This is a genomic window from Streptomyces sp. NPDC001594 (assembly GCF_042893675.1).
GTDB lineage: Bacteria > Actinomycetota > Actinomycetes > Streptomycetales > Streptomycetaceae > Streptomyces.
The window spans coordinates 217542-238167 of record NZ_JBIAVB010000009.1; the positions used below are offsets into that span (position 1 = coordinate 217542).

Annotated in this window: 17 protein-coding genes; 8 read left to right on the plus strand and 9 right to left on the minus strand. The window is 76.3% G+C overall.

Annotated elements, in window-relative coordinates; genetic code table 11:
• Positions 1-27: 27 nt before the first annotated feature.
• On the minus strand, positions 28-1044 hold the full coding sequence (locus ACFY0O_RS20035; protein WP_388948110.1) for an FAD binding domain-containing protein: 1017 nt from the start codon (positions 1042-1044) through the stop codon (positions 28-30).
• On the minus strand, positions 1041-1664 hold the full coding sequence (locus tag ACFY0O_RS20040; RefSeq protein ID WP_388948112.1) for a 2Fe-2S iron-sulfur cluster-binding protein: 624 nt from the start codon (positions 1662-1664) through the stop codon (positions 1041-1043). The genes ACFY0O_RS20035 and ACFY0O_RS20040 overlap by 4 nt, the downstream gene beginning before the upstream one ends.
• 710 nt (positions 1665-2374) lie before the next feature.
• On the opposite strand from ACFY0O_RS20040, the gene ACFY0O_RS20045 reads away from it, so the two are divergent.
• Positions 2375-2650: a WhiB family transcriptional regulator gene (locus ACFY0O_RS20045; RefSeq protein ID WP_388948114.1), complete on the plus strand. Its 276-nt coding sequence runs from the start codon at positions 2375-2377 to the stop codon at positions 2648-2650.
• 11 nt (positions 2651-2661) lie between these two features.
• On the opposite strand, the gene ACFY0O_RS20050 is transcribed toward ACFY0O_RS20045, so the two are convergent.
• From ACFY0O_RS20050 to ACFY0O_RS20060, 3 genes are all read right to left on the minus strand, one after another.
• Entirely contained in the window at positions 2662-3294 is a 633-nt protein-coding gene (locus ACFY0O_RS20050) for a class I SAM-dependent methyltransferase (protein ID WP_388948116.1), read from the minus strand.
• 329 nt (positions 3295-3623) lie between these two features.
• On the minus strand, positions 3624-7556 hold the full coding sequence (locus ACFY0O_RS20055; protein WP_388948118.1) for a Pls/PosA family non-ribosomal peptide synthetase: 3933 nt from the start codon (positions 7554-7556) through the stop codon (positions 3624-3626).
• A gap of 327 nt (positions 7557-7883) precedes the next feature.
• Entirely contained in the window at positions 7884-8450 is a 567-nt protein-coding gene (locus tag ACFY0O_RS20060) for a hypothetical protein (protein ID WP_388948120.1), read from the minus strand.
• A gap of 267 nt (positions 8451-8717) precedes the next feature.
• Between ACFY0O_RS20060 and ACFY0O_RS20065 the strand changes: the two genes are divergently transcribed.
• The 6 genes from ACFY0O_RS20065 to ACFY0O_RS20090 are packed head-to-tail and all read left to right on the plus strand — an operon-like array spanning position 8718 to position 15210.
• Complete coding sequence (locus tag ACFY0O_RS20065) at positions 8718-10082, plus strand: efflux RND transporter periplasmic adaptor subunit (protein ID WP_388948122.1); 1365 nt, start codon at positions 8718-8720, stop codon at positions 10080-10082.
• On the plus strand, positions 10079-10969 hold the full coding sequence (locus ACFY0O_RS20070; protein ID WP_388948124.1) for an ABC transporter ATP-binding protein: 891 nt from the start codon (positions 10079-10081) through the stop codon (positions 10967-10969). Before ACFY0O_RS20065 ends, ACFY0O_RS20070 begins: the two co-directional genes overlap by 4 nt.
• Positions 10966-12183: an ABC transporter permease gene (locus ACFY0O_RS20075; RefSeq protein ID WP_388948125.1), complete on the plus strand. Its 1218-nt coding sequence runs from the start codon at positions 10966-10968 to the stop codon at positions 12181-12183. The genes ACFY0O_RS20070 and ACFY0O_RS20075 overlap by 4 nt, the downstream gene beginning before the upstream one ends.
• 35 nt (positions 12184-12218) lie before the next feature.
• Positions 12219-12944, plus strand: coding sequence for a hypothetical protein (locus tag ACFY0O_RS20080; RefSeq protein WP_388948127.1), 726 nt, complete (start codon positions 12219-12221; stop codon positions 12942-12944).
• Positions 12945-12962: 18 nt separating this feature from the next.
• Positions 12963-13688: a response regulator transcription factor gene (locus ACFY0O_RS20085; protein ID WP_388948129.1), complete on the plus strand. Its 726-nt coding sequence runs from the start codon at positions 12963-12965 to the stop codon at positions 13686-13688.
• Between the two features lies 1 nt (position 13689).
• Positions 13690-15210 carry a sensor histidine kinase gene (locus ACFY0O_RS20090; protein ID WP_388948131.1) on the plus strand — a complete coding sequence of 507 codons (1521 nt, stop codon included), beginning with the start codon at positions 13690-13692 and terminating at the stop codon, positions 15208-15210.
• A 45-nt stretch (positions 15211-15255) separates the two neighbouring features.
• Here the strand turns inward: ACFY0O_RS20090 and ACFY0O_RS20095 are convergent, their stop codons facing one another.
• Complete coding sequence (locus ACFY0O_RS20095) at positions 15256-15882, minus strand: TetR/AcrR family transcriptional regulator (protein WP_388948133.1); 627 nt, start codon at positions 15880-15882, stop codon at positions 15256-15258.
• A gap of 56 nt (positions 15883-15938) precedes the next feature.
• On the opposite strand from ACFY0O_RS20095, the gene ACFY0O_RS20100 reads away from it, so the two are divergent.
• A complete protein-coding gene (locus tag ACFY0O_RS20100; RefSeq protein ID WP_388948135.1) occupies positions 15939-16886 on the plus strand; it encodes a virginiamycin B lyase in 948 nt (315 codons plus the stop codon).
• Positions 16887-16910: 24 nt separating this feature from the next.
• Here the strand turns inward: ACFY0O_RS20100 and ACFY0O_RS20105 are convergent, their stop codons facing one another.
• The 3 genes from ACFY0O_RS20105 to ACFY0O_RS20115 form a co-directional block, all read right to left on the minus strand.
• Complete coding sequence (locus ACFY0O_RS20105; RefSeq protein WP_388948137.1) at positions 16911-17528, minus strand: GPP34 family phosphoprotein; 618 nt, start codon at positions 17526-17528, stop codon at positions 16911-16913.
• A gap of 139 nt (positions 17529-17667) precedes the next feature.
• Positions 17668-19464 (minus strand): ABC transporter permease/substrate binding protein, encoded by a 1797-nt coding sequence (locus ACFY0O_RS20110; RefSeq protein WP_388948138.1) that lies wholly within the window; start codon positions 19462-19464, stop codon positions 17668-17670.
• Positions 19464-20525: a glycine betaine/L-proline ABC transporter ATP-binding protein gene (locus ACFY0O_RS20115; RefSeq protein WP_388948140.1), complete on the minus strand. Its 1062-nt coding sequence runs from the start codon at positions 20523-20525 to the stop codon at positions 19464-19466. Before ACFY0O_RS20115 ends, ACFY0O_RS20110 begins: the two co-directional genes overlap by 1 nt.
• Positions 20526-20626: the final 101 nt, after the last annotated feature.

Here is a 20626-nt window from a genome sequence, read left to right on the forward strand (position 1 = left end):
CCTGTCCTGGTCGGCGGCGCCGCTCGCTCAGGTGGTGGCGGGGGGACCGGGGCGCGTACCGGCGAGGGCGGCGATGGTGTCGCAGGCGAGGTTGCGGGCGAGGGGGATCTTGTACGCGTTGTCGCGCAGGGGCTGCGCCCGGTCGAGTTCCGCGTCGACGGCCTCGCGGACGGTGTCGGGGTGTGGTTCGGCTCCGGTGAGGCGGGCCTCGGCGGTGGTGGCCCGCCAGGGCCGGGGGGCGAGGCCGCCGAAGGCCAGGGCGACGCTGCGGACGCGGCCGTCGGCCGGGTCGAGGTCGAGGACGACGGCGACGGAGGCGAGGGCGAAGGCGTACGAGGCGCGGTCGCGGGCCTTGCGGTAGAGCGAGCGGGTGCCGGGCGCCGGGGCGGGCAGGAGGACGGCGGTGACGATCTCGCCGGGGCGGACGACGGTGTCCTGTTCGGGGTGGTCGGCCGGCAGCCGGTGGAATTCGGCGGCCGCGACGGTGCGGGTGCTGTCGGGCCCGCCGTACAGCTCGACCCGGGCGTCCAGCGCGGCGAGGGCGACGGCCATGTCGGAGGGGTGGGTGGCGATGCAGTGGGCGGAGTGTCCGAGGACCGCGTGGTCGCGGTGGATTCCGTCGCGGGCCGCGCAGCCGCTGCCGGGTTCGCGCTTGTTGCACGGCTTGGAGAGGTCCTGGAAGTAGCCGCAGCGGGTGCGCTGGAGCAGGTTGCCGCCGGTGGTGGCGACGTTGCGCAGCTGGCCGGAGGCGCCGGCGAGGAGGGCCTGGACGAGGGCGGGGTAGCGGGCGCGCACCCGTGGGTCGGCGGCGAGGTCGCTGTTGCTTACGGTGGCGCCCACGCGCAGGCCGCCGTCGGGGAGTTCGGTGATGTCGTCCAGGGGGAGGCGGGAAAGGTCGATCAGGGTGGTGGGGGTCTCGACGCCCAGTTTCATCAGGTCCACGAGGTTGGTGCCGCCGGCGAGGTAGCGGGCGCCGGGGTGCGTGGCGTGGGCGTCGGCGGCCTCGCGGAGGCTGGTGGGGCGTACGTAGGCGAAGGGCTTCATGCGAGTGCCTCCGCTCCGGTGCCGGTGGCCGCGGCGTCCGTGCCCGCTTCGGCCACGGCCCGGACGATCGCGGGGTAGGCGCCGCAGCGGCACAGGTTCCCGCTGAGCCGTTCCCGGATCTCCGGCTCGGTCAGGGTGACGGGCCCTTCCTGGGGAGCGGGGGCGGTGACCTGCGAGGGGTGTCCCGCGGCGGCTTCGCGGAGCGCGCCGACGGCGGAGCAGAGCTGGCCGGGGGTGCAGTAGCCGCACTGGAAGGCGTCGTGGTCGATGAAGGCGCGCTGGAGCGGGTGGAGGGAGCCGTCGGGCGCGGCGAGGCCTTCGACGGTGGTGACGGCGCGGCCGTCTAGGGCGACGGCGAGCAGCAGGCAGCCGTTGGCGCGCCGACCGTCCACGAGGACGGTGCAGGCGCCGCACTGCCCGTGGTCGCAGCCCTTCTTGGAGCCGGTCAGGCCCAGGTGCTCGCGCAGGGCGTCGAGGAGGGTGACGCGGTGGTCCAGGTCGAGGTCGCGGCGGACCCCGTTGACGTGCAGGCTCACGCGGGAGCGCGTCCCGCCGGCGGCCGCGTCGTCCGGGGTGCCGGGTGCGGGACCGGGTGCGGGCGGGTCGGTTGCGTGGGCCACGGCGAGCTCCCTTGTCGTCCGTCGGGGGAGGGACCTGCGTCCGTCCCGCTGCCCAGCCTGGCCCCTCGGGGGCCCGCGCACGCCCCACGCCCCCGGCGGCCCCGGCGGGCCTCCCCCGAACGGCCGACGGCGGGAGGGTCTTCGGGGGCCGTCCGGGGTGGCCCGGGGGGCGTGCCGGGGATCCCGGGGGGCGGGCGGCCGCGGCCGGTGTGCCCGTATGCGGTGGAGGGCTGCCCTCATGGGGAACGCCGCCGCCACCGCGTACGTGCAGCGGGTCTCCGACGAAAGCGGGAGCGGGCCGAGGCGCGGCGGCAGCGGTGGGAGGAGCGCGACCTCGCGAGCGGCGGCGCCCGGCCGGTGGGCGAGTTCACCACGCAGGACACCCCGTTCGGCCCGGTCAACGAGCGGCGCGGGCGCGGCGGGGCGCCGTACATCACCACCAACGAGGACCAGTACCCGGGAACGAAGGCCGGTGAGGTCTTCGCAGCCGGGCCGCGCGCCGGGCGGGAGGGCGCTGACGCCCGCGCAACTCGTCCCCGGCTTCGGCGCCGTGGGGGTACGGGCCGCCGCGGACGGGATCGCGGCCGTCGGGGAGCTCCTCGTCGGCCGGCGGCCTCACGCCGGCCGCGCATGGACGCGGGGATGGCGGTGATACGGGGGTGTAGAGAGCGCGGTCATGACGGACCGCCCAGGGCCGAAGGAAGCCATCCGTGAACGTTCTCCCCCGTACCCACGCGTTGCCCCCGTCCCCCCAGGGCGGGCCGGGCGGACTGCCGTGCCTCACGACCGCCCGGGACGTCTTCGCACGGAGCACGGACGAGCACGCGGCGGCCGCCCGGCAGCGCGAGGAGGCCGCCCGCGAGGTCTGCCGGGCCTGCCCGGTCCGGCTCCCCTGCCGCCGCCACGCCCTGGCCGAACGGATCGTGCACGGCGTCCGCGGCGGCCTCACCCCCGACGAGCGCCGCTCCCTGCTGGCCGACACGTAGTCACGCCGCCGTTACGAGCGGCGGGCCAGGAGGTGGGCGTCGAGGAACCCGCGCTGGGAGGCCGGGTCGTGGAGCAGGCGGGCGAAGACGGGGAGGCCGGCCTCGGCCAGCAGGCCGGCCAGGCGGTCCGCGGGCCAGCTGTAGGCCGGTGCCACCTTGTGGTCGAAGCGGACCGGGTCCGGGTCTTCGGTGCCGAAGAACGACACCAGGAGGAGGCCGCCGGGTGCCAGGACGCGCGCCTGCTCGGCGAGGAGGGCCGGCAGCTCCTCGGGCGGGGTGTGGATCACCGAGTAGTGGGCCAGTACCCCGCCCAGGGCGCCGTCCTCGACCGGGAGGGCCTCCATCCGGGCCTGCTCGAAGCGGAGCCGCGGACGGGTCCGCCGGGCGTGGCCGACCATGCCCGGGGAGAGGTCGAGGCCGAAGGCGTCCAGGCCCAGGTCGTGCAGCATGGCCGTCAGGTGTCCGGGCCCGCAGCCGACGTCGGCCGCGCGCGGGTTGCCCGTCGCGCGCACCAGCTCGGCGAAGGTGGCGATCATGGCCCGGGCGAAGGGCTGGGTCTCCAGGCGGTGGTCGGCGAACATCGAGGCGTAGAGCTCGACGACGCCGTCGTAGGCGGCCCTGGTCTCGTCCTGGTGGTGCGGCACGCGCAAGAAGCTAGCAGCCGGTGTCGCGGCGCCGGCGTGCCCCCCGTGCGGGCAGATCCACGACCCGGTCGGCTACCGGACCCGGGCCTTCGAGCGGATCGCCCCCCTTCACGGAACTCGGCGCGGCGCCCGCGCAGGCCGCGTGCACGCTGCCGGCCAATCCCGCACCGGTGTTCCTGGCCATGACGACCGTCAACCAGCTCCGCGGCCTGGGCTTCCGCCCGGATCCCGCCGCCCCGGGCGCGCGCTGGTCCCGTCCCGGGGCCGGCCGCCGGCCCGGGGGCCGCGTCGGCTGCGGGGCGGGCCCGGCCGGGACGGGGCGCCGACGGTCACGCCCCGGGCGACCGCGTCGCGGGCGCGGAGCCCGCGACGGGGTTGCCCGCCCAGGCAGTGCCCGCGGGGAGGGTCTCGCCGCGCATCACCAAGGAGGCGGGGGCCACGGAGGTGTGGGCGCCGACAGTGCTGCCGGGGAGCACGATGCTGTGCGGGCCGAGTGAGGATCCCGGGCCCAGGCGGACGGTGTCCATGCGCATGATGCGGTCGTGGAACAGGTGGGTCTGCAGGACGCAGCCCCGGTTCACCGTGGCCCCGTCCCCGAGGGTGACCAGGTCGGTCTCGGGCAGCCAGTGCGTGTCGCACCACACGCCCCGGCCGATCCGCGCCCCGAGGGTGCGCAGCCACCAGTTCAGTACCGGCGTCCCGGTGTAGGGGCCGGCCAGCCAGGGGACGGCGAGGGTTTCGACGAAGGTGTCGTACAGCTCGTTGCGCCAGACGAACGGGGTCCACAGCGGGTGTTCGGCCACCCGGAACCGGCCGACCAGCAGCCACTTGGCGGCGGTCGTCGTCAGGGCGGCGACCACCCCGGCGGCCGGCAGCAGCGGTACCGCGGCCGCCGCGGCCCACAGCGGCCCGCCGGTCAGCAGGACGTCCTGCTGACCGAGGAGCACGGCCTCGGCCAGCAGCAGTCCGCAGACCAGCGGCAGCAGCCGGCACAGTTCGACGGCGGCCCGGGCGACGACCAGCCGCCGGGGCGGGGCGAAGGTGCGGCTCGCGTCGGCGGGCGGGGCGGTGCGCGGCAGTTCGAGGGCGGGACGGCCCAGCCAGGAGCTGCCGGGGGCGGGGTCGGCCGGGGCGTCGGAGAGGACGCCGACCAGGGCGCCGTCGGGGACGTGCCGGCCGGGGCCCACGATGCCGGAGTTGCCGACGAAGGCCCGGCGGCCGACCCGCACCGCGCCCAGGTGCATTCGCCCGTCCCGGAGTTCGTAGGGGGCGACGAGGGTGTCGTCGGCGAGGAAGGCCCCGTCGTCGACGCGGAGCAGCGAGGGCAGCGGCAGGACCGTGGAGATCTCGGTGTTCCGGCCGATCCGGGCGCCCAGCAGGCGCAGCCACAGCGGGGTGGCGAGGCTCGCGTAGAGGGGGAACAGGCCGCTGCGGGTGCCGTCGAGGAGCCGGTGGACCAGCCACACCCGCCAGGCCACGCCGCCGTCGGCGGGGTGGCTGCCGGGGGTGATGCGCCGGCCCAGGACGCGGACCACCAGGGCGACCAGGGCGGTCCAGCAGAGCGCGGCCACCAGGACGGAGGGCGGGGCGGCGAGCACCAGCCGCCCGGCGACCCCGGCGAGCGTGGCGCGGTCCTTGACGAGCTGGTAGGTGGCGAGCGCGACGGGCAGTGCCGCGACGGCCGGCAGCAGGGGCAGCAGGAGCAGGGAGAGCGCGTAGGCGGCCCGCCAGCGGAGCGGTCCGTGCGGCCGGGACGCCGTGGGGCGCGGGCCCCGGTGGGCCGGTGCCCCGTACTGGAGCCGGGCCGGGGAGCCGTGCCAGGTCTCGCCCGCCGGGACCCGGCCGTCGAGGCAGGCTCCCGTGGCGAGTTCGGCGCCCTCGCCGAGCTCCGCCCCGGGCATCAGCACCGCGCGGTGGCCGACCCGTGCGCCGGCCCCGACGCGGACGGCCCCGACGATCAGCCGGTCCCCGTCCAGCCACCACCCGCGGACGTCGGCCTCCGGCTCCACCGCGCAGCCGGCTCCGAACTCGGCGAGGCCGGTCACCGGCGGCATCGCGTGCAGGGCGGCCCCCGGTCCGGTGGCGCAGCCGAGGGCGCGGGCGTACCGGGCGGCCCACGGGGTGCCGAGCAGTGCGGGGACCCCGAAGAGGGCGACGGCCCGTTCGGCCGCCCAGAGCCTCAGGTGGGCGCTGCCGCCGCGGGGGTGCGTGCCCGGGCGCACTCCCCGGGTCAGCAGCCGTGCGGCGAGGGTGCCCAGGGCGAACCGGGAGGGGGCGGTGAACAGCAGGAGCCAGCCCGTCAGTACGAGCCACCAGGGGGTGTACGGGGTCCAGACGTGCGGGGTGAGCAGGCCCAGGACGTTGTCGAGGGCGGCCAGGACGACCACGCCGCGCAGGCCGGTGACGGCGTGGGCCGCGGTCTGCGTGAGGCACTGGACGAGGCCGGCCCGGCGCGGGACGGGGCGGACCGGGGGCCGCGGGTCCCGGCCCGCGACGAGGGTTTCGGCGTGGGCCGCCATGTCCCGCAGGACCGGCCGCCGGTAGAGGTCGGCCACCGAGATGCCGGGGTGGTCCGGGCGCAGCGCGGAGGCGAGGCGGGCCGCGCCGAGGCTGCTGCCGCCGAGGGCGAAGAAGTCGTCGCCGGGGCCCGGGCGGACGCCGAGCTGGTCCTCCCACAGGGCCGCCAGCCGTGCCTCGGCCGGGGTCATCGGGGCCTGCGGTGCCGGGTCGGCGGGCAGTGGCCAGGGCAGGGCGTCCCGGTCGACCTTGCCGGAGGTGCGGGTGGGCAGCTCCGGCACCTCGGCGAGGAGCGGGACGAGGGCGGCGGGCAGGAGCCGGGCGAGCTGCTGACGGGCGCTGTCGCGCGCGTAGTCCGGGCCGGGGACCACGTAGCCGACGAGGATCCGGCCGCCCGCCGGGGTCCGGCGCACGGCCGACGCGGCCGCGCGCACGCCGGGCAGCGCAGTGAGCGCGGCGTCGATCTCGCCGGGCTCCACCCTCCGGCCGCCGATCTTGACCTGGTCGTCGGCGCGGCCGGCGAACACCAGGCCCTGCGGGTCGGCCCGGACGAGGTCGCCGGTGCGGTAGGCCCGGTCGGTGCCCAGGGCGGGGCAGGGCCGGTAGCGCTCCCGGTCCTTGGCGTGGTCGAGGTACCGGGCCAGGCCCACGCCGGCGACGGCCAGTTCACCGACCTCCCCGTGGGGCAGGGGTTCGCCGGCCTCGTCCACCACGGCCAGGTCCCAGCCGTCGAGCGGCAGTCCGATCCGCACGGGTTCGCCGGCGCGCAGGCGGGCGGCGCAGGCCACGACGGTGGTCTCGGTGGGGCCGTAGGTGTTCCACATCTCGCGGCCGTCCACGGCGAAGCGGTCCACGAGCTCCGCCGGGCACGCCTCGCCGCCCACGATCAGGAGCCGGACCCGGTCCAGGGAGCCGGGCGGCCACAGGGCGGCGAGGGTGGGAACCGTGGAGACGGCGGTGACGCCCCGTTCGACCAGCCAGGGTCCGAGTTCGTGGCCGGCCCGGACGAGCGGGCGGGGGGCGGGGACCAGGCAGGCGCCGTGCCGCCAGGCCAGCCACATCTCCTCGCAGGAGGCGTCGAACGCCACCGAGAGCCCCGCCAGGACCCGGTCCCCCGGGCCGAGCGGCCGGTCGGCGAGGAACAGTGCGGCCTCGGCGTCGACGAAGGCGGCCGCGCTGCGGTGACGGACCGCCACCCCCTTGGGGAGGCCGGTGGATCCGGAGGTGAAGATGATCCAGGCGTCGTCGCCCGGCACGACGGGGCGCGGCGTGGTTCCCGGCGTGCTCCCGAGGGGCGGGACCGCGCCGGGTGCGAGGGCCGCCCCCTCGCCCAGGACCAGGCACACGCCCGCCTCGCGGAAGACGGTGGCGGCCCGCTCCTCGGGGTCGTCGGCGTCGACGGGCACGTAGGCCGCGCCGCAGCGCAGTACCGCGAGCACCGCCACGTACAGGTCCGCCGTGCCCGAGGGGACGCGCACGCCGATCCGGTCGCCGGGGCCGGCCCCGGCCCGGCGCAGCCGTGCCGCCAGGGCCTCGGTCTCGGCGGCGAGGGCGCGGTAGTGGAGGATCCGGTCGCCGGTGTCCAGGGCGGGTGCGGCCGGGTGCGCGGCGGCGGTGGCGTCGAAGACGTCGAGGAGGGTGCGCGGCGGGTGGGCCGGGGCGCCGCGCAGGACGGCGGCGTCGCGCGGGCGGCTGCGCGGGTTCGGGACCGGGGGGAGGTGGTGGCCGGACGGGAGGGTTGACATCGGCAGGGCCTCGGTTTCACGTGCTGGGGGGTGTGCGGTCCGCCGCCCCGGGGAGCGGTTGCCGTACGCCTGCACAGATACCGTCGAGCCGTCGGCGGTTCACCCGTCGCGGGCCGCTGTCTCGTGCGATCGAACAGGTCCCCGCCCGCCCCATGGCCCGGTCAAGTCGCCCGTCGCACACGGGGCGCGGGGGGCCGTGCACCGCGTGTCAGGGCGGCTCGGGCCGCCGCTCCTTGATCAGGATTTGGCCGGCTCCTGGCCCGGTGTTCGGTTCCGCCGTCCCCCGTTCGACCGCCCGGCCAGGGCGGCGGGCGGTGCGGTGGGCGGTCAGGCGGAGGGGGTCGTCCCGGGGGTGGGGGTGGTGTGGGGGCGTTGGGGCAGCAGGGCCTTGCAGGTCTCGAAGGCCTGGGCCGAGGCCGGGTCGGAGGTGGGGAAGCCGCGCGTGCCGGGCGCGTTCGGGGAGGCGGAGGGCAGGACCACCCCGTGGTCCTTGAGGCAGCCGGTGAACGCCTTCATGGCGCTGCCGTCGCCACCGCCGCCGCGGCCGCGGCCGCCGCCGAACTGCGGGCGCAGGCTCGCGCAGGCCTGCGCGGCCTCCTGCCGCCGGGGGTCGGCGGACGGGCCCCGGCCGGGGCCGTGGGAGCCCTCGCCCCAGCCGCCCGGGCCGCCTCCGGGGCCGCGCGAACCGCTCGGGCGGGGGGCCGGGGTGACCCCGTGCCGGGCCAGGCACTCGCGGTAGGCGTCGGCCGAGGCGGCGCCCGGTGAGGGCGCCGTGCCGCCGGCGGCCGCGCCGCCGGACCCGGAGGCGCAGCCCGCGAGCAGCAGCCCGGAGACCGCGAGGGACACGGCGGTCAGCGCCGCCCGGGACGCGGGGCCGGTGGTGGTCCTGGGCATGTCCGTGCTCTCCTCGGGGCTCCGGTTCACCGGCGGCTGGGGCACACCGGTGAACCGGGACTGAACCGTACGGACGTGGGTGCGGGCCGGGCATCGGCTGGGAGTTGTCTGGGAACGGGCGGGGGCCCGGGTCCCGCGGCGGCCCGGACGGCGGGCGTTGCGCACCGTTCGCCGCCGTACGTCCCTTCCGTCCGGGCTCTCGGTTCCCAGGGAACTCCCAGGAAGTTCCCAGGACCTCCAAAGTGCCGGGGGCCAGCATGCCGCTCCATGAAGGTGCTCCCCCGGCGGCGCAAAGCCGTCCTCATCAACTCGACGCTCGCCGTGGCCGTCCTCGCGGGCGCCGGCGGCGCCTACGCGGCGGTGACCACCGGCGCCGACGCTCCGGCGCGCGGCGGCGCCCGGACCGCCACGGTCGCCAAGGGAACCGTCCTGGCGACCGTCTCCGGCTCGGGTTCCCTGAGTTCGCCCAACGACGCCGGGGTGAACTTCACCACCGGCGGGCGGCTGACCGAGGTGGACGTCAAGGCGGGCGACAAGGTCACCGCGGGACAGGTGCTGGGGAAGGTCGACGCGACCGCCGCCAAGGAGGCCCTGGCGCAGGCCGAGGCCGCGCTGACCGCGGCGCGGGCGAACGTCACCAAGGCGGAGGCCGGGCAGGCCCCGGCCTCGTCGGGCAGCGGCTCGTCCTCACGCACCGGCTCCGCGCCGGCGGCCACGCCCACCGTCGATCCCGCGCAGGTGGCCCAGGCCAACGCCCAGCTCACCCAGGCCCAGAACGCCGTGGGCGCCGCGCAGCGCGCCGTCGACGGCACCGTGCTGAAGGCTCCGTCCGCCGGGACGGTCGCCTCCGTGTCGGCCAGGACCGGCGACACGGTCCCGGGCACGGGCGGCACGGGGAGCGGCAGTGGCGGCAGCGGGGGCAACGGCGGCGGGGGCGCGGGCGCGGGCGGCGGCTCGGCCTCCTCTTCCTCGGCCTCTTCCTCGGCCCCTTCCTCCTCCCTGTCCGGGTTCGTGGTGCTCACCAACCCCTCGGGCATGCAGGTGACGGCGAACTTCTCGGAGGCCGACGCCCTGCGGCTCCAGCCCGGCCAGGCGGCCACGGTCACCCTCAACGCGGTGTCCGGGCGCACCCTCAACGCCCAGGTCCTGTCCGTCAGTTCGCTTCCGGTCAGCAGCGGCGGCTCCGGTGGCGGCGGCGCGGGCGGCGGGAGCGCCGTGCAGTACGCGGCCACCCTGAACATCACCAGCCCCACCGACGACCTGCGCAGCGGGCTCAGCACCAGCATCCAGGTGGTCGTCGGCGAGGCCTCCGGGGCACTGTCCGTCCCCACCACCGCCGTCTCGGGGACCGGGGCGAACCGCAGCGTGACCGTCGTCCGGCCGGACGGCACCACCCTGCGCACGCCCGTCACCGTCGGGCTGGAGGGCGACGGCAGCGACCAGATCCTCAGCGGGCTGACCGAGGGCCAGCAGGTACAGCTGGCCACGGTGTCCTCGGCCGGCAACGGCGGCTTCCCCGGCGGGGCCTTCCCCGGCGGCGCCGGCGGCGGCAACCGCAACCGCGGCGGGGCCGGCGGCGGTGGCGCGGGCGGCGGGTTCCGGTCCGGCGGGGGCGGGGGTGGCCGCGGATGACGCCGCCACTGTGGCCGCGCCGGACCCGCCCCGCCGGGCCGCCCGGCGCCGGGGGACCCGGGGCCCTGGAGCCCGGGGCCCTGGAGCCCGGGGCCGCCGGCCGGCCGGTGCCGCCCGTGATCGAGGTCCGGTCGCTGCTCAAGACGTACGGGCAGGGCGACGCGGCCGTCCGCGCCCTGGGCGGGCCCGCCGACCCCGCCACGGGGCGCCGGGCCGGGGTCGACCTCACCATCGAGCAGGGCGACTTCGTCGCCGTCATGGGCAGCTCCGGCTCGGGCAAGTCCACCCTGATGAACATCCTCGGCTGCCTGGACGTCCCCACCTCGGGCCGCTACCTCCTCGACGGGATCGACGTGGGCGGCCTGGACGAGCACCAACTGTCGCTCGTGCGCAACCGGAAGATCGGATTCGTGTTCCAGTCCTTCAACCTGGTGCCCCGCACCACCGCGATCGCCCAGGTCGAGCTCCCGCTGGCGTACGCGGGGGTCAAGGCCGCCGAGCGGCGCCGGCGCGCGGAGGCGGCGCTGACCCTGGTGGGGCTGGCCGACCGGCTGGGCCACCGGCCCAACGAGCTCTCCGGCGGGCAGCAGCAGCGCGTGGCCGTGGCCCGGGCCCTGGTGACCGCGCCCGCCATGCTCCTGGCGGACGAGCCGACCGGGAACCTGGACAGCCACAGCACCGAGGAGGTGCTGGCCCTGGTGGACCGGCTCAACGCCTCGGGCCGCACGGTGGTGCTGATCACCCATGAGGACGAGGTGGCCCTGCACGCCAAGCGGGTCCTGCGCCTGGTCGACGGTCAGATCGTCGAGGACGTGCGGCAGGCGCCCGTGGCCGGACCGCCGCCCGCGATGCGCGAGCGGCAGACGGTGGCGGGGGGCGCGCGGTGAACCCGTTCCAGACGCTGCGCTTCGCCTTCGGCGGGCTCGCGGCGAACAAGGTGCGCTCCGCGCTGACGATGCTGGGCGTACTGATCGGCGTGGCCGCGGTGATCCTGCTGCTGGCCGTCGGCAACGGCTCCTCGCAGGCGGTGAAGGAGTCCATCGAGCGGCTCGGTACGAACGCCCTCACCGTCTCCTCCGGCAACGGGTCCGGCGGCGGGCGCTCCGGCCCGGCCACGGGTACGAAGCCGCTGACCGTCGCGGACGCGCGGGCGCTGGCCGATCCTTCGGCGGCCCCGCACGTCGAGTCGGTGGCGCCCGAGGTCACCACCTCGCAGACCGCGCTCTACGAGGGCACCTCCCACACCGTCGGGCAGGTGGTCGGCACGTATCCGGCCTACTTCAAGGCCTCCAACAGCAGGGTGGCCAAGGGCGACTACTTCGGCGACGACGACGTGTTGGGCTCCCGCAAGGTCGCCGTGATCGGGGCGACGACGGCCGCCGACCTGTTCGGGACGGCCGATCCGGTGGGCCGCAAGGTGGTCCTCGGCGGAACACCGTTCACCGTCGTCGGGGTGCTCGCCGCCAAGGGCGGGACCGGGTTCCAGGACCCGGACGACGTGGTGGTCGCCCCGCTGCCCACCGTGCAGAACGCCTTCACCGGGTTCGGACCGCTGGGGCAGGTGCTCGTGGAGGCGAAGTCCGCCGACGCGACGACGGACGCGCAGAACGAGGTCACGACGGTGCTGATGGCGCGGCACGGCATCAAGGACCCCGGCGCCCTGGACTTCCGGGTGGCCAGCCAGGCGTCCCTGCTGACCGCGCAGGCGTCCACGGACAAGACGTTCACGGTGCTGCTGGGCGCCGTCGCCGCGATCTCCCTGCTGGTCGGCGGGATCGGCATCACCAACATCATGCTCGTCACGGTGACCGAGCGGACCCGTGAGATCGGCATCCGCAAGGCGATCGGCGCGCCCCGGGGGGTCATCCTCGGCCAGTTCCTCGCCGAGTCGACGCTGTTGTCGCTGATCGGCGGCGGGCTCGGCGTCGCGGCCGGACTGATCGGCTCGCACTTCACCATCGTCGGCATCAAGCCGGTGGTCATTCCGGAGTCGGTCGTCGGCGCCTTCGCCATCGCCGTGGCGATCGGGCTGTTCTTCGGCGGCTATCCGGCCAACCGGGCCGCGAGCCTGCGGCCCATCGAAGCGCTGCGGCACGAATGAGCCGGCACACGCAGGGACAGGGAGAGACGGAGAACATGGCACGACGCCGCACCGAACCGGAGAAGAAGCCAGAGGCGGACGGAGAGCGGTTCGCGCCGTTCGCGGAGGTGTTCGCCGCCTCGGCGGACGCGGTCGCGGCCTCCGGCGCCGGCTCTGCCGCCGGAGGGGGACCGGAACCGGCGCGGGCCGCCGACCCCGAGGAGATCCTCGCCCAGCCCCCGGACACCCGGGACATCTCGGCGGAACTCGCCGCTCCGCCCCGGGCCCGGTTGCCCTGGCTGACCCTGCTGCTCTCGGGCGGTGTGGTCGCCGGGCTGGCCTTCACCGGGGGCGTCCTGGTGGAGAAGGGGCAGTCGCAGGGTTCCGGCGCCGCGCGCGGCGGTGGCGGATTCGCCGCCGCGGCGGCCGGCGGAGGCCAGGGCCGTACGGGCACCGGCGCGGCCGGCGGCGGGCAGGGCGGCCGGCGGCAGGGGTTCGGCGGTGCGACCGGCGGCCCGGGCGCCGGGGGCGGGACGACCACCGGTACCGTGAAGCTCGTCGACGGCAGCACCCTGTACGTCACCGACGCGCAGGGCGACGTCGTCCGCGTCACCACCGACACCCACACCCAGATCACCGAGGCCAAGAGCGGCAAGGTGTCCGACCTCCAGCCGGGTCAGACCGTGACCGTCCGCGGCACCCAGGACGCCTCCGGGGACGTCGCCGCGGCCACCGTTACCCAGGGCGGCGCCGCGGGCTTCGCGGGCGGCGGCCGGGGCTGACCCCAGAGGGAGGACCGCATGGACACGGGCGTGCCCGAGGCGAGCCTGCTCGTCGTCGACGACGAACCGAACATCCGGGAGCTGCTGTCGGCCTCCCTGCGCTTCGTCGGCTTCAAGGTCACCTCGGCGGCCACCGGCGCCGACGCCCTCGCCGCGGTCTCCGAGGAACGTCCCGACCTGGTGCTGCTCGACGTGATGCTGCCCGACATCAGCGGCTTCGCCGTGGTGCGGCGGCTGCGCGAGGCCGCCGGCACCGGGCCGGGCGCCGACCACCTTCCGGTGCTGTTCCTGACGGCGAAGGACGGGGTGGACGACAAGATCAGCGGACTGACGGCCGGCGGCGACGACTACGTCACCAAGCCGTTCAGCCTGGAGGAGCTGATCGCGCGGATCCGGGCGATCCTGCGCCGCACCTGGGCGGCGGGCGGGGACGGCCGGCTGCGGGCGGGCGACCTCGAACTGGACCCGGTGGGCCACCAGGTGCTGCGCGCCGGCCGGCCCGTGTCCCTCTCCCCCACCGAGTTCAAGCTGCTCGCGTACCTCATGGCCCATCCCGACCGGGTGCTCTCCAAGATGCAGATCCTGGAGCACGTGTGGGCGTACGACTTCGGCGGCGACCTCAGCATCGTCGAGTCGTACATCTCGTACCTGCGCCGCAAGGTGGATGCGGGTGCGGACGGGTCCCCCAAGCTGATCCACACCGTGCGCGGGATCGGCTACGTGCTGCGCCGCCCGCAGGGCTGACGTGGCGCGGCGGACCTTCCGGTGGCCGGCCCGGGCCCGGCGGCTGCTGCGGCGGCTGGCGCGCCCGTTCAGCGCCCTGTCCCTGCGGGCCCGGCTCGTGGCGCTGTCGATGGTGCTGGTGGCCCTGGGCCTGGCCGTCAGCGACACGGTCGTGCTGGGTTCCGTACGGGCCCAGTTGCTGGGGCGGGTGGACCAGCAGCTCCAGCGGTTCGGCGACTCGATGGCCTACCGGGTTCGGGCCGAGGGCCGCCCCCAGCCGCGTTCCGGGCACTCCGGCGGGGGCCGGGCCTGGCTGCCGAGCCAGTACGTGATGGCCTTCGCCGAGGCGGACGGCACGGTCACGCAGCCGCTGCGGCAGCCCGTGGCGGCCGGGGACCCGGCCCCGCTGTGGCCGGCGATGGACGCGGCGGGGCTGCGCGCCCGTACCGGGAAGCCGTTCGAGGTGCCGAGCGACCACGGCGAGGGCACCTGGTGGGTGCTGATCGTGCCGGTGGACGGGGACGATCCGGCGCTGCCGGCGGGGGTGGTGGTCGCGGCTCCGCTGGCGGACGTGACCTCGACCCTCGACAGCCTGGCGACCGCCTTCCGGATCATCGGACTGGTGGTGTCCCTGCTGCTGGCGGTGGCCGGGTGGTTCGCCGTGCGGGCGGGGCTGCGGCCGCTGCGGCGGATCGAGGAGACCGCGGCCGAGATCGCGGCCGGGCGGCCGCTGTCGCACCGCATCCCGGGTGCCTCGCCCCGGACCGAGACCGGGCGGCTGAGCAGCGCCCTCAACGGCATGCTCGCGCAGATCGAGTCGGCGTTCGCCGCGCGCACCGCCTCGGAGAGCCGGATGCGGCGCTTCGTGGCGGACGCCAGCCACGAGCTGCGCACGCCGCTGGCGGGGATCCGCGGCTTCGCCGAGCTGTACCGGATGGGCGCCCTCACCGAGGAGGCGGACGTCCGGCGGACCATGGCCCGCGTCGAGAGCGAGGCGGTGCGCCTGAGCGCCCTGGTGGAGGACCTGCTCACGCTGGCCCGGATGGACGAGCAGCGCCCGCTGGAGCCGGCCCCGATGGACCTGCGGACCCTGGCGGTGGACGCCCTGCACGACACCCGGGCCCTGGATCCGGCACGGGAGGTCACGCTGAGCGGGCCGGACGGCCTGGGCGCGCCCGGACCGGCGCCGGTGGAGGGTGACGAGGCGCGGCTGCGCCAGGTGGTGGCGAACCTGGTCGGCAACGCCGTCGCGCACACTCCTGGCGGCTCCCCGGTGCGCATCGGGGTGGGCACGGTGGACGGCTGCCCGGTCATCGAGGTCGCCGACCGGGGGCCGGGGCTGGCCCCGGAGCAGGCGGCCCGGGTGTTCGAGCGGTTCTACCGGGTGGACGCCTCGCGCAGCCGGCAGGGCGGTGGCGGGGCCGGCCTCGGCCTGGCCATCGCCTCCGCGCTCGTGGCGGCGCACGGGGGCGAGCTCGAGCTGCGGACGGCGCCGGGGCGGGGGGCCTTGTTCCGGGTCCGGCTGCCGCCCTCCGCCCGCTGACAGCGGCGCACCGGCCTCCCCCTCCGGTCCGGCGGAGGCGGCTGGTCAGCCGTGCGCGGGCGCCGTGAAGGCGCCCGCGCGGGCGGCCAGCGCGGCGGCTCGGGCGGCCGCGGCGGGCAGCGCCGGGTCGGGCGGCGAGCCCAGCAGCACCAGTTCCTGGTAGAGCGGCGCGGTGGCCGCGACCAGCAGGGGCCGCGCCAGGGTCCCCGGTGGCACCTCGCCCCGCTGCGCGGCCCGGGTGACGGCCTCGGCCGAGCGGGCGTAGCGGTCCTCCCAGAAGGCGCGCAGGGCGCGGGCCGCTTCGGCGGACCGGAAGGAGGCCGCGATCAGGGCCTGGGTGAGCGAGGGCCGGGCGGCCAGGGCGTCCAGCACCTCCTGGTTCATCGCCGTCAGGTCGCCCTCCAGGGATCCGGTGTCGGCCGGGCGCCAGGCGTCGTCGGCCGCGGCCTCCAGCAGATCGGCCAGCAGTCCACCGACGTCCCGCCAGCGCCGGTAGACCGTGGTGCGGTGCACTCCGGCGGCTTCCGCCACGCGGTCCACGGTGAGCGCGTCGTAGCCCTCCTCGGCCAGCCGTCGGCCGGTGGCCTCCAGGACCTGGGCCCGGACGCGGGCGCTGCGGCCGCCGGGGCGGGGGCCGCCGGAACGGTCGCTTGCCGGGGTGGTGGTGTCCATGCCACCATCCTAACGCTATGACCGTCGCTTTAAGCATCGTCGCTTCAAGGAGTCCGATGGCCGATCCCCGGTTCACCCTCCACCCCGTGCCCGGTACGGCCACCGGCCCCTACGGCATCACCGCCGGACCCGACGGGGCGCTGTGGGCCACGCTCGTGCACGCGGGGGCCGTGCTGCGCCTCCACCCCGGCGGCGAGCACGCCGTCCACCCGCTCGGCGCCCCCGGATCCGGCCCCTCCGTGATCACCGCGGGGCCGGACGGCGCCCTCTGGTTCACCCGGATGCGCGACCACCGGATCGGCCGCATCACCCCCGGCGGCGACCTCACCGATCACGGACTCGAACCCGGCTGCGCCCCGTTCGGCATCACCGCGGGCCCCGACGGGGCGCTCTGGTTCACCGAGACGCGGTCCGGCCGGATCGGCCGGATCACCGTCGAGGGGCAGGTCTCCGCCTTCCCGCTGCCCGTCGCGGACGCCTTCCCCGCCTTCATCACGGCGGGCGCGGACGGGGCCCTGTGGTTCACCCTCAACCGGGCCGCCGCCCTCGGCCGCGTCACCTGCGGCGGAGAGGTCACCCTGCACCCGCTGCCCAGGCCGGACGCCGCTCCCGTCGGCATCGCCGCGGGCCCGGACGGAGCGCTGTGGTTCACCGACATCGCGGCCGGCCTCATCGGCCGCCTGCGGCCGGACGGGACGATCACCGAGTACCCGCTCGACGACCCCGGCTCCCGCCCGCACGCCGTGGTCGCGGGGTCCGACGGCGGCTGCTGGTACACCGAATGGGGGACGGGCCGGCTCGGCCGGATCACTCCGGACGGCCGCATCACCGGCTACGCGCTGCCGGCCGTCGGCACCTCCGGCGCGCCCGGGGCGCCCGGTGCGCCGGAGGTGTGCGACGCGGCTCACGCGACCGCGCCCGAACCGCACGGCCTCGCCTTCGGCCCCGACGGCGCCCTGTACGTCGCCCTGGAGGCGGGCGCCGTGGCCCGGTTCGCGCCCTGACCGGTGCGGGCCCGGCCGGCCGGCTCAGGCCCGCCAGATGTTGGCGAAGGCCGCCTTCTCGATGGACCGCCGCTGGCGGACGGCCTCCAGCTCCATGACCGCGTCGCCGACGGCGGCCAGGACGGTGCCGACCTCCTCGTCCTCCGGGTCGGGGCCGGGCCCGTCGGCCGCCCCGGGGCCCGTGTCATCGAGGCCCACGGCCGAGGCGAGGACGGCGAGCACGGGTTCGCCGCGCTCGCGGCGGTCGAGGGCGCGGCGGCGGTCGGGGGTGTCGGCCGGCTCCACCCGGTCGGGGCCGAAGGGCGATCGGCCGCCGCGGGTGCGCAGGAGCCGCCCCTCCGCCTCCAGGGTGGTGAGGTAGGCGGTGGCGAGGTCGCGGCCGCGCCGCCACAGCCAGTCCTCGACGCGTTCGTAGGGCGTGGTGCGGGTGAGGGCGGAGGCCGCCTCGGCCAGGAGCGGGTCGGTGTCGGCCCCACCGGTCCCGCCCGGCACGATGCGGTCGCCGTCCAGGATGACGGTGCGCGCCGCGAGCAGATCGATCAGCTCCGCGCCCGCGAGGGCGAGCGAGAGATCGCCCTGCCCCACGGGCTGCCGCGCCCCCGGCTCCATCGCGATGACGAACAGGTCCTTCGCGGTACTCATGTACGGCTCCCCTCGCAGACACCGCCGATGGTAGGCACAGTCGGCGGTCCCGGGCGTGAGGAACATGACTTCCGGCGCGCTACGGCGTCGGGTGGCCGGTGGAGCCGTGGGGGCGGCGGCCGCTGGGGGGTGGCGGCCCTCAGGAGAGCTTCACGGCGTCCGGGTTCTCCTTCAGCCAGGCGCGGACGGCCTGCTGCTCCTTGCCCTTGCCGGTCTGCTGGATCTTCGCCTCCAGCCCGGTCAGCTGCTCCTCGGTGAGCTTGAAGTCACGCAGCCAGCGCGCCACCTCGGGCTCGTCCGCCGCGAAGCCCTTGCGGGCGAGGGTGTGGATGCCGTCGCCCTTGCCCCAGGCACCCTTGGGGTCCTCCAGCTTGGTCAGCTCGTAGGAGGAGTAGGCCCAGTGCGGGGACCACAGCGCGACGGCGACGGGCTCCTTCTTCTCGTAGGCCCGCTTCAGCTCGGCGAGCATGCCGGGGGTCGATCCGTCGACCACCTGGTACTCGCCCTCCAGGCCGTACTCCTTCATCACCTTGTCCTTGAGCAGCGCCATCTCGCCGGCGCTCGGTTCGATGCCGATGATCCGGCCCTTGAAGCGGCCGGACTTGCCCTTGAGGTCGGCGAGGGAGCGCACGTCCTTCACGTAGGAGGGGACGGACAGCTCCAGCGAGGTCGGGCCGTACCAGGAGCCGAGGTCCTCCAGCCTGTCCCCGTACTTCTTCCAGTACTGGGCGTGGGTGACGGGCAGCCAGGAGTCGGTCTGGAAGTCGACGCCCCCGCCGGCGAGCCCGGTGTAGAGCGCTCCGGCCTCCAGCTGGCGGGCGTCGACCTTGAAGCCGCGCCGTTCCAGGAGTTCCTTCCAGAGGAAGGTGGACGCGATGCCCTCGTCCCAGGGGATGTAGCCGAGGGAGATCGTGCGGCCGCGGCCGGTGTCGGCGGCGCCGGCCGGTCCGTCCCCGCCCCGCGCCGGTCCGGCGAAGGCGTTGAGGGCGCCGGCGGTCAGGGCCAGGACCAGGACCCCGGCGACGGCGTGGGCGGGCTGGGGGCGGTGGCCCCACAGCCGGGCCGCGCCGCCGGCGGCCGAGCGGGCCCCGGCCAGGGCGCGGCGGCCGAGCGGGGAGACCTGGCGGCCCAGGGCGCCGGTCATCCGGTCCAGGTACATGGCCAGGATCACGATGGACAGGCCCGCTTCGAAGCCGAGCCCGATGTCGACGTTGCCGATGGCCCGGTAGACGGCGCCGCCCAGTCCGCCGCCGCCCACCATGCCGGCGATGACGACCATGGACAGGCCCAGCATGATCACCTGGTTGACGCCGGCCATGATCGTGGGCAGGGCCAGCGGCAGCTGGAGGCGGAGCAGGACGTCGCGCGGCGCCGTCCCGAAGGCCTCGGCGGCTTCGACGAGTTCGCCGTCGACCTGGCGGATGCCGAGCTCGGTCATGCGTACGCCGGGTGGCAGCGAGAAGACGATGGTGGCGATGATCCCGGGGACGACGCCCACGCCGAAGAAGATGATGCCGGGAATGAGGTAGACCATGGCGGGCATGGTCTGCATGAAGTCCAGCACGGGGCGCAGGACCGCGCTGGTCCGGTCGGAGCGCGCCGCCAGGATGCCGAGCGGGACGGCGATCACCAGGGTGACGAGGGTCGCGACCAGGACCAGGGAGAGGGTGGACATGGCCTCGGACCACAGGCCGAGGGAGTCGACGAGCGCGAGGCCCGCGAAGGCGAGCAGGCCGGCGAGGAGGCCGCGCAGCCACCAGGCGGCGACGGCGAGGATCCCGGCGAACAGCAGCGGGGCGGGCGCCGACAGGACCGCGGTGATGCCGTCGTCCAGGGTGGTGACGAGGGCGCCGATGGCGTCGAACAGCCAGGAGAGGTGGCGCTGGAGGAAGCCGACGGCGCTGTCGGCCCAGTCTCCGAGGTGCAGGCGGGGCATCAGGCGGCCACCTCCGCGCAGCGGAGCGGGGGACGCTGCTCGTCCCCGATGAAGCGGACGAGGCGGCCCTGCGGCACGGCGCCGACGACGGTGCCGTCCGCCCCGGTGACGGCGACCGGGTGGGGGACGCGGACGCTGACGGCGCAGACGTCGGCGAGCGGGGTGTCGGCGCTGACCGTGGGGCAGCCGCACGGCTCGGCGCCGGCGGGGGCCGGCGCCATGACGGCGTCGGCCGTGAGCACGCGCGAGCGGTCGACGTCCTGGACGAAGGAGGCGACGTAGTCGTCGGCGGGGCGGGTGAGGATGTCCTCGGCGGTGCCCTGCTGGACGACGCGGCCGTCCCGCATGACGGCGATGCCGTCGCCCAGGCGCATGGCCTCGTTGAGGTCGTGGGTGATGAAGACGATGGTCTTCTTCAGGGTGCGCTGGAGTTCGAGGAGCTGGTCCTGCATGTCGCGGCGGATCAGCGGGTCGAGGGCGCTGAAGGACTCGTCCATGAGGAGCAGGTCGGCGTCGGTGGCCAGGGCGCGGGCCAGGCCCACGCGCTGCTGCATGCCGCCGGACAGCTCGTCGGGCCAGGACTTCTCCCAGCCGCCGAGCCCGCACAGCTCCAGGGCCTCCGCGGCCCTGCGCTCGCGCTCGGCCCGGGGGACGCCCTGGACCTCCAGTCCGTAGCCGGCGTTCTCCAGGACGTTGCGGTGCGGGAACAGCGCGAAGTGCTGGAAGACCATGCTGATCTTGGTGGAGCGGACGCGGCGCAGTTCGCGCGGGTCGAGGGCGGTGAGGTCCTCGCCGTCGAAGAGAACGCGTCCCGAGGTGGGCTCGAGGAGCCCGTTGAGCATGCGCAGCAGGGTGGACTTGCCGGATCCCGACAGGCCCATGACGACGAAGATCTGGCCCGGTTCCACTCTGAACGAGACGTCGATCACAGCGGCCGTCGTACCGTCGGCGCGCAGCGCCTCGCGGTCGGCGCCTTCCTCGAGCGCGCGGACCGCGGCTGCGGCGTCGCCGGGGTTCCTTCCGAACACCTTGTACACGTGCTCGGTCTGGAGCGTGGACACATACACCTCACGGGTCGTACCTGAACCGGCGCGCCGCCTCCCGCAGGACCGGGAGGCGGCGGCGCCGTGGAGCGGGACGGGATCGGCCCGCGTGCGCCCCG

What these genes read in the sequence shown, in the direction of transcription:
- ACFY0O_RS20035 (WP_388948110.1), bottom strand. Translation starts at nt 1,044, where the DNA reads ATGAAGCCCTTCGCCTACGTACGCCCCACCAGCCTCCGCGAGGCCGCC.
- ACFY0O_RS20055 (WP_388948118.1), bottom strand. Translation starts at nt 7,556, where the DNA reads ATGTCAACCCTCCCGTCCGGCCACCACCTCCCCCCGGTCCCGAACCCG.
- ACFY0O_RS20060 (WP_388948120.1), bottom strand. Translation starts at nt 8,450, where the DNA reads ATGCCCAGGACCACCACCGGCCCCGCGTCCCGGGCGGCGCTGACCGCC.
- ACFY0O_RS20065 (WP_388948122.1), top strand. Translation starts at nt 8,718, where the DNA reads ATGAAGGTGCTCCCCCGGCGGCGCAAAGCCGTCCTCATCAACTCGACG.
- ACFY0O_RS20070 (WP_388948124.1), top strand. Translation starts at nt 10,079, where the DNA reads ATGACGCCGCCACTGTGGCCGCGCCGGACCCGCCCCGCCGGGCCGCCC.
- ACFY0O_RS20080 (WP_388948127.1), top strand. Translation starts at nt 12,219, where the DNA reads ATGGCACGACGCCGCACCGAACCGGAGAAGAAGCCAGAGGCGGACGGA.
- ACFY0O_RS20085 (WP_388948129.1), top strand. Translation starts at nt 12,963, where the DNA reads ATGGACACGGGCGTGCCCGAGGCGAGCCTGCTCGTCGTCGACGACGAA.
- ACFY0O_RS20095 (WP_388948133.1), bottom strand. Translation starts at nt 15,882, where the DNA reads ATGGACACCACCACCCCGGCAAGCGACCGTTCCGGCGGCCCCCGCCCC.
- ACFY0O_RS20100 (WP_388948135.1), top strand. Translation starts at nt 15,939, where the DNA reads ATGGCCGATCCCCGGTTCACCCTCCACCCCGTGCCCGGTACGGCCACC.
- ACFY0O_RS20105 (WP_388948137.1), bottom strand. Translation starts at nt 17,528, where the DNA reads ATGAGTACCGCGAAGGACCTGTTCGTCATCGCGATGGAGCCGGGGGCG.
- ACFY0O_RS20110 (WP_388948138.1), bottom strand. Translation starts at nt 19,464, where the DNA reads ATGCCCCGCCTGCACCTCGGAGACTGGGCCGACAGCGCCGTCGGCTTC.